The 4,348-nt window shown below is 67.6% G+C and carries 5 protein-coding genes; 4 read left to right on the top strand and 1 reads right to left on the bottom strand.

Annotated features, from left to right (window positions below; translation table 11 throughout):
- The first annotated feature begins 177 nt into the window (after positions 1–177).
- The 3 genes from purB (at position 178) to Q0L11_RS14845 (ending at position 3,394) form a co-directional block, all read left to right on the top strand.
- Positions 178–1,515 (top strand): adenylosuccinate lyase, encoded by a 1,338-nt coding sequence (gene purB / locus Q0L11_RS14855; RefSeq protein WP_296598239.1) that lies wholly within the window; start codon positions 178–180, stop codon positions 1,513–1,515.
- Between the two features lie 63 nt (positions 1,516–1,578).
- On the top strand, positions 1,579–1,923 hold the full coding sequence (locus tag Q0L11_RS14850) for an MmcQ/YjbR family DNA-binding protein (protein ID WP_296598238.1): 345 nt from the start codon (positions 1,579–1,581) through the stop codon (positions 1,921–1,923).
- A gap of 52 nt (positions 1,924–1,975) precedes the next feature.
- A complete protein-coding gene (locus tag Q0L11_RS14845) occupies positions 1,976–3,394 on the top strand; it encodes a coniferyl aldehyde dehydrogenase (RefSeq protein ID WP_296598237.1) in 1,419 nt (472 codons plus the stop codon).
- Positions 3,395–3,570: 176 nt separating this feature from the next.
- Here Q0L11_RS14845 and Q0L11_RS14840 read toward each other — a convergent pair whose 3' ends face one another.
- Positions 3,571–3,894, bottom strand: a complete 324-nt coding sequence (locus Q0L11_RS14840) for a DUF1476 domain-containing protein (protein ID WP_296598236.1) — start codon at positions 3,892–3,894, stop codon at positions 3,571–3,573.
- A gap of 236 nt (positions 3,895–4,130) precedes the next feature.
- Here Q0L11_RS14840 and Q0L11_RS14835 point away from each other — a divergent pair.
- A partial coding sequence (locus Q0L11_RS14835) for a phosphoribosylaminoimidazolesuccinocarboxamide synthase (protein ID WP_296598235.1) occupies positions 4,131–4,348 on the top strand: 218 nt, incomplete at its 3' end.

Raw genomic sequence — 4,348 nt, 5'->3', positions numbered from 1 at the left:
TCGCGGTCGGCGTCAACAACCTGTTCGACAAGGACCCGCCGGGCTGCGTCACCTGCGGCCTGAACAACTACGACCCGAACGCCTACGACGCGCCGGGCCGCTTCATGTACCTGCGGCTCAGCTATCGCCACTAAACAACATTGACTTTGGGCGGGGTGTCGTCAGACACCCCGTCCCATGATCCCCCGCTACGCCCGCAAGGAAGCCGCCGCGATCTGGGAACCCCAGACCCGCTTCAAGATCATGTTCGAGATCGAGGCCCACGCCGCCGACGCCATGGCGGACCTGGGCGTGATCCCGAAGGAGGCCGCCCGGGTCATCTGGGAAAAGGGCCGCGACGCCGTCTGGAACGCCGACCGCATCGACGAGATCGAGCGCGAGGTGAAGCACGACGTCATCGCCTTCCTCACCCACGTCACCGAGATCGTCGGCCCCGAGGCCCGCTTCCTGCACCAGGGCATGACGTCCTCCGACGTCAACGACACCACCCTTGCCGTCCAGCTCGTCCGCGCCACCGACCTCCTGATCGAGGACGTCGACCTGGTGCTGGCCGCCCTCAAGCGCCGCGCCTACGAGCACCGCCTGACGCCCACCGTCGGCCGCAGCCACGGCATCCACGCCGAGCCCACCACCTTCGGCCTCAAGCTCGCCGGCCACTACGCCGAGTTCCAGCGCGCCAAGGAGCGCCTGGCGATGGCCAAGTTCGAGATCGCCACCTGCGCGGTCTCCGGCGCCGTCGGCACCTTCGCCAACGTCGCCCCCGAGGTCGAAGCCTACGTCGCCGACAAGATGGGCCTCGCCGTCGAGCCGGTCTCGACCCAGGTCATCCCCCGCGACCGCCACGCCGCCTACTTCGCCGCCCTCGCCGTGGTCGCCAGCTCCATCGAACGCCTAGCGGTCGAAATCCGCCACCTGCAGCGCACCGAGGTCCTGGAGGCCGAGGAGCCGTTCGACGTGGGCCAGAAGGGCTCGTCGGCCATGCCGCACAAGCGCAACCCGATCCTCACCGAGAACCTGACGGGCCTCGCCCGCCTCGTCCGCTCGGCGGTGACGCCGGCCATGGAGAACGTCGCCCTCTGGCACGAGCGCGACATCAGCCACTCGTCCGTGGAACGTGGCATCTGCCCGGATGCGACGGTCCACCTCGACTTCGCGCTCCGCCGCCTGGCCGGCGTGGTCGAGCGCCTCGTGGTGTATCCCGAGAACATGGCCAAGAACCTCGACCGCCTGGGCGGCCTGGTCCACTCGCAACGCGTACTGCTGGGCCTGACCCAGAAGGGCCTGTCGCGCGAGGCCAGCTACGCTGCCGTCCAGCGCAACGCCATGAAGGTCTGGCGCGGCGAGGGGAACTTCCTCGACTTCCTGAAGGCCGACCCCGAGATCACCCTCTCGGACGCCGAGCTCGAGCAGCTCTTCGACCTCGGCTACCACTTCAAGAACGTCGACCGGGTCTTCGCGCGCGTCTTCGGCGACGAGGCGCAGACCATCCGGCGCCTCGCGACCGCCGACGCCTGATCGGGCGGGGCGGCTTGACCGCCCCCGCCCGGCTGCGGCCTGATGGGCGGGGGACCTCCGCCCATGGCCGACATCGACGACCTGCGCCGCCTCGCCCTGGCCCTGCCTGGCGCTCACGAGGTCACCTACCGCGGGAACCCCTGGTTCAACGTGGGCAAGAAGACCTTCGCGCTGGAGATCGACGGCCGCGCCATCCTGAAGCTCGACAAGGGTCACCAGGAGCTCCTGTTCGAGATCCGGCCCGAGACGTTCAGCAAGTGCCCGGTGGCCACCGTCTACTGGAGCTACGTCGAGCTCTCCCACCTCGACGAGGCCGAACTCTCCGACCTCGTCCTCGAAGCCTGGGCTCAGATCGTTCCGAAGAAGGTCAGCCGGCCGATGCTGGAGGCGCGCTCACCCCGCCCTTGACGCCCCCGGCGGAAAGCTCGTCACCTCTCGCCAACCCACGGGAGGGACCAACATGGACATGCAAGGCATCCTGGCGCGCCAGAAGGCGGCCCACCTGCGCGACGGCGCGCCCACGGCGGAACAAAGGATCGACCGCATCGACCGCTGCATCGGCCTTCTGGTCGACCACCGGGCCCAGATCGAGGAGGCGGTGAACCAGGACTTCGGCTCCCGCTCGCGCGAGGCCACCGCCTTCACCGACATCGCCGGCTCCATCGGCCCGCTGAAGCACGCCCGGGACAATCTCCGCGCCTGGATGAAGACCGAGAAGCGGAAGACCACTCCCGCCATCCTCGGCCTTTTCGGGGCCAAGGCCGAGGTCCGCTACCAGCCGAAGGGCGTGGTTGGCGTGATCAGCCCCTGGAATTTCCCGGTAAACCTCACCTTCGCGCCGCTGGCCGGCATCCTGGCCGCCGGCAACCGGGCGATGATCAAGCCGTCGGAATACACACCCGCCACCTCCGAACTGATGAAGACCATGTTCGGCAAGGTCTTCTCCGAGGAGGAGATCGCCGTCGTCACCGGCGGGCCGGACGTGGGCGAGGCCTTCGCGCACCTGGCCTTCGACCACCTGATCTTCACCGGCGCCACCTCGATCGCCCGCCACGTCATGCGCGCCGCCGCCGAGAACCTGGTGCCGCTGACCCTGGAACTGGGCGGCAAGAGCCCGGTCATCCTGGGCAAGTCGGCCGACCTCGGCGTCGCCGCCGCCCGGGTGATGAACGGCAAGACCCTCAACGCCGGCCAAATCTGCCTGGCCCCCGACTACGTCCTGGCGCCGCAGGAGAGCCTGGAGGGCTTCGTTGAGGCCGCCCGCGCCTCGGTCGCCAAGATGTTCCCCACCATCAAGGACAACCCCGACTACACCTCCATCGTCGCCCAGCGGCACTACGAGCGGATCACCGGCTATGTCGAGGACGCCCGCGCCAAGGGCGCCCGCATCGTCGAGCTGAAGCCCGAGGGCGAGGACCTGACCCAGCAGGAGCATCGCAAGATCGCCCCCACCCTTATCCTCGAGCCCACCGACGACATGAAGGTGATGCAGGAGGAGATCTTCGGCCCCGTCCTGCCCGTGAAGAGCTACCGCTCGGTCGACGAGGCCATCGCCTACGTCAACGGCCGCGACCGGCCGCTCGGCCTCTACTACTTCGGCGACGATCCCGCCGAGCGGGAGAAGGTCCTCAGCTCCACCACCCCCGGCGGCGTCACCGTCAACGACGTCATCATGCACGTGGCGCAGGAGGAGCTGCCGTTCGGCGGCATCGGCCCCGCGGGCATGGGCAGCTACCACGGCCATGACGGCTTCAAGGAGTTCAGCCACAAGAAGGCGGTCTACACCCAGATCAAGAAGGACATCGGCCCGCTGCAGGCCCTGCGCCCGCCCTACGGCGCCGGCATCCGCAAGATGCTGGCCGCGCAGGTGAAGCGGTAGCGAAGCCCTCCACCCCAGGTGTCATCCCGGTTTCGCCGAAGGGCGAAGACCGGGACCCCGTGGCGCGCGCCAAAACGCAAAAGGCGCGGCTTTGCGGCCGCGCCTCTTCGAATTCTTCAACATATCGGGGTCCCGGTCTTCGCGTCGCGAACCCGGGATGACACCGAGCGAAGCGCCTACTTCCCGGCCTTCACGCCTTCGCGGGCCTGGGCCAGCAGCTCGGCCATCTTCATGCGGACCTCGCCCTCGGACACGGCCACGCCGGCGCCCTTCAGATCCTCGAACACCTTGCGCAGCACGTCCTCGTCGCCCGGCAGCTCCAGGTCCGACTTCACCACCGCCTTGGCGTATTCGTCGATATGCGGGGCCTGCAGGCCCATCAGGCCGGCGGCCCATTCGCCCAGAGCGCGGTTGCGGCGCGCGTGCGCCTTGAATTCCTGCTCCTGGTCGAGGGCGAACTTCTTCTCGAAGCCTTGTTCGCGATCGTCGAAGGTCGTCATCGTATCCTGGGGGTAAACTTCTTGGAGCGGGCGATCCCATATCGTGCGCCGACCGGCCCCGCAATGGAAAGCGGCGCCTGCCTCACGAGTTTGCGCCGTAGCGTCGCACACGCTATTTTTGTCTGGCCTGAATGGGGTGAGAGGCCGAGTCGGATCCGCGCGCGAGATGCAAGCCGCGCGCGTTTTTCGTTGTTTCCCGACCGGAGCAAGTCCTCGCCTATGGAGAAGGCCCGCAGATGACCCGCCGTAAGAAGATCTACGAGGGGAAGGCCAAGATCCTCTATGAGGGCCCCGAGCCTGGAACGCTGATCCAGTACTTCAAGGACGACACCACCGCCTTCGACGCGACCAAGAAGGCCGTGCTCGAGGGCAAGGGCGTCATCAACAACCGCATCAGCGAATACATCATGACCAAGCTGAACTCGATCGGGGTTCAGAACCACTTCATCAAGCG

The sequence above is a fragment of the Phenylobacterium sp. genome (genome assembly GCF_024508875.1).
Taxonomy (GTDB): Bacteria; Pseudomonadota; Alphaproteobacteria; order Caulobacterales; family Caulobacteraceae; genus Phenylobacterium.
Note: the sequence above shows the minus strand (reverse complement) of the source record. Positions and strands in the feature narration are given on the sequence as shown.